The sequence below is a fragment of the uncultured Planktosalinus sp. genome, assembly GCF_963973675.1.
Classification (GTDB): Bacteria; Bacteroidota; Bacteroidia; order Flavobacteriales; family Flavobacteriaceae; genus Planktosalinus.
Window position 1 is genome coordinate 1 of the sequence record NZ_CAXBAN010000332.1, and the last position, 3,014, is coordinate 3,014.

Here is a 3,014-nt window from a genome sequence, read left to right on the forward strand (position 1 = left end):
AAGATAAATGGAAATAAAAACCACACCAAGAAAAAAAGAAATTCTTTCAAAAGCCGCAAAGCTTTTCAAAAAAAGGGGTTATAGTGCAGTAACAATGCGTGACATTGCAGATACACTTGATATGAAGGCAGCCAGTTTATACAATCATATCAATTCCAAACAGGAAATCCTATCCACAATTGTAATTGATATTGCAGATAAATTTACAAATGAAATGGAGAAAATTAAAAAACAACCACTCAGAACTCATGAAAAGTTAAAAAAAATTATTGAATTCCATATTGAACTTACAGTTAAAAATCCCGATGCTATGGCTTGCCTCAATAACGACTGGATGCATTTGGAGGAAAAACTCCCTTATTTTGTTCAAATGCGAGAAGATTATGAAGAAAACTTTCGGTCAATTTTAAAAGAGGGTATCGCACAGGGCGAAATCGCAAATAGGGACCCAGAGATTATGCTTTTTTCCTTACTTTCGACCCTAAGAACACTCTATATTTGGTACACAAAAAAAGACGGAGTGGATGCCAAAACGCTAAAAGATCAAATGCCGGACACACTTCTTAATGGAATTATAAAAAAATAACTAGCAATATAAAATACTTGCATAAACAACTAACAATCGTTAGTTTTGTAAAACTTCAGCATTGAGCTAAGAAATTATTTATGGCAAAATTCCACAATATACGCGTTAAAGACGTATACAAAGAAACCAAAGATTGCTCGGTAATCACTTTTGATGTGCCGGAACAACTTTGGGACGAATTTAAATTTCGTCAAGGGCAACACCTTACCCTACGCAAAATAATCAATGGCGAAGACGTGCGGCGTACCTATTCACTTTGTTCCAACCCTTCAGAAGGTATTTGGAAAGTAGCCGTAAAACAGATTTTTGAGGGCAAGTTTTCCACTTTCGTCAATAAGGAATTAAAGGCCGGCGATATGCTTGAGGTGATGGCACCCAGCGGTGAGTTTGGAGTTGCTTGTGATAGCACCACAGCCAAAAACTACATCGCCTTTGCAGCCGGAAGCGGAATCACACCCGTGCTTTCCATGATTAAAGCACACCTTAGCCAAGAGCCTGAAAGCACCTTTAAGCTCTTTTACTTGAATCGTACTTCAAAATCCATTATCTTTAAAGAGGAAATCGAACAGCTTAAAAATAAATATTTTGACCGTTTTCATATATTCTATTTCCTGACCAAGGAAAAGCGTGATATCGAGTTTTTAAACGGTCGCTTTGACAAACAAAAAATGGACGTGCTCACCAAAACGTTCATAGATATTCAAGACACGGCACATTGTTTTATCTGCGGACCTGAGGAAATGATTTTCCTTATTCGTGATGAATTACAAAACGCCGGATTGGACAAGAACAAAATCCATTATGAACTCTTTGTTACCGGCCTTACAGAAGCTGATAAAGAGCGTGCCCAAAAGGCAATGGAAAGCCGGGTGCAAGGAACACAAGTCACCATAGTGGACGGTGGAAAAGAATTCCACTTTGTGATGAGTGATGACTATGACAACCTCCTCGACGGAGCCCTTGCTGCCGGAGCCGATTTGCCTTTTGCCTGCAAAGGCGGTGTATGCAGCACCTGTAAGTGCGAAATCAAAGAAGGGACTGTGGCAATGAAGGTTAACTATGCCCTCGATGAAAAAGAAGTCGCCCAAAACTTGATATTAAGTTGCCAGGCGGTACCAACGTCTGATGCCGTGGTTTTGGATTTTGATGTATAAAATTCCCATATCCTGATAGTTCCTATAGCTATCGGAATCCGGGAGGAATCTCGTCAATTAAATGGCCAATTATAAACAAAAACTAGATTTAAATTACATACTAATGCATTTAACAATGAAATTAACAACCCTTTTATTATTAGTAACCCTTTTTTGCGTGACTACTTCATGTAAAAAAGACGACGACAACAACGATCCCGACTGCGTGAAAGAAGAAAACTACTTTACGGCAGAGTTTGACGGACAAATACTGGAGCCGTATTGGCGCACAGGGTTTGGAACAACTCGTTATACCTTTGGAGTAAACAGGGATAACCAATACAATGCGTGGGTGTTATCTGTAAGAATAGAAGAACCGGATATATATATATATATATGGATTATTGATGTAAATGGTGTTGGTTTTTATCCCATAGAGTATGTAACTTACGATGATTTAATGCCTCCTTTGTATCAAAAAAATTATGTGCAGATTGAGTACACAGATATTATTGCAGACGATGGATATCCTTTTATGTATTTGAGTATGGAAAACACATCAGGCATAGATATTACATCTTACGATTCTTCTAAAGGGGTATTAGTTGGCACATTCACCTGTGGTTTATATGCTCCGTCTAATCCAAATGATATAAAACAAATATCAGGAGAATTTAACATAAATATGACAACGTATGATCCATATACAAAACCTTGCTGGCTTTAAATTAACTTGAATAACTAACCAAAATAATACATTATGAGACTTTTATTTACTTTAATAATACTTGTTTTTTCAATATCTGTTCACGCCCAATCGGTTTTAGATACCATCAGGGCAAATACACAGGCAAAAATTGCGAATCTTGACACATCACAGGTCAGTACGGGCATTTTGTATGACCGTACACTGCCACTGACCAATTTACAGAGTTACGGTTTTTTGGAAGGAATGACATTATTAAGTGAGTACATACCCTCAACAAGCAGCTTTCATTATTTTCAGGTTTTGGAAGATTTGAACCATACCGATTACCAAAACCGGTTTCCTGATGCCGAAACAACATACAATGATAATGCAGCCACTACCGGGCATATCAATATTGGCGTTATCAATACAGACCTCAATATGTTTCGTGAAGATGCGGTTGATAGTGGCGCCTTGATGATACAAGGGCAGGACAGCTTACTTTATAACAACCCCAACAGCACCATCTCTCCATACAAAACTTATCGCAATGCGTTTGTAGCCACGCCGCTAAAAAGATTTTCCGGACCTATGAACCCAACCTTCA

The 3,014-nt window shown here is 38.1% G+C and carries 4 protein-coding genes; all 4 read left to right on the forward strand.

Going from position 1 to position 3,014, the window contains the following annotated elements:
* The first annotated feature begins 7 nt into the window (after window positions 1-7).
* Entirely contained in the window at window positions 8-586 is a 579-nt protein-coding gene (locus AACY61_RS11460; protein WP_339611714.1) for a TetR/AcrR family transcriptional regulator, read from the forward strand.
* An 80-nt stretch (window positions 587-666) separates the two neighbouring features.
* Window positions 667-1,740, forward strand: a complete 1,074-nt coding sequence (locus tag AACY61_RS11465; protein ID WP_339611715.1) for a 2Fe-2S iron-sulfur cluster-binding protein — start codon at window positions 667-669, stop codon at window positions 1,738-1,740.
* A gap of 157 nt (window positions 1,741-1,897) precedes the next feature.
* Window positions 1,898-2,446 (forward strand): hypothetical protein, encoded by a 549-nt coding sequence (locus AACY61_RS11470; protein WP_339611716.1) that lies wholly within the window; start codon window positions 1,898-1,900, stop codon window positions 2,444-2,446.
* Window positions 2,447-2,479: 33 nt separating this feature from the next.
* Window positions 2,480-3,014: hypothetical protein (locus tag AACY61_RS11475; protein WP_339611717.1), on the forward strand; the 535-nt coding region annotated here is incomplete at its 3' end.

Excerpts from the sequence above, each read along its gene's own strand:
- AACY61_RS11460 (WP_339611714.1), top strand. The coding sequence starts at position 8 with ATGGAAATAAAAACCACACCAAGAAAAAAAGAAATTCTTTCAAAAGCC.
- AACY61_RS11465 (WP_339611715.1), top strand. The coding sequence starts at position 667 with ATGGCAAAATTCCACAATATACGCGTTAAAGACGTATACAAAGAAACC.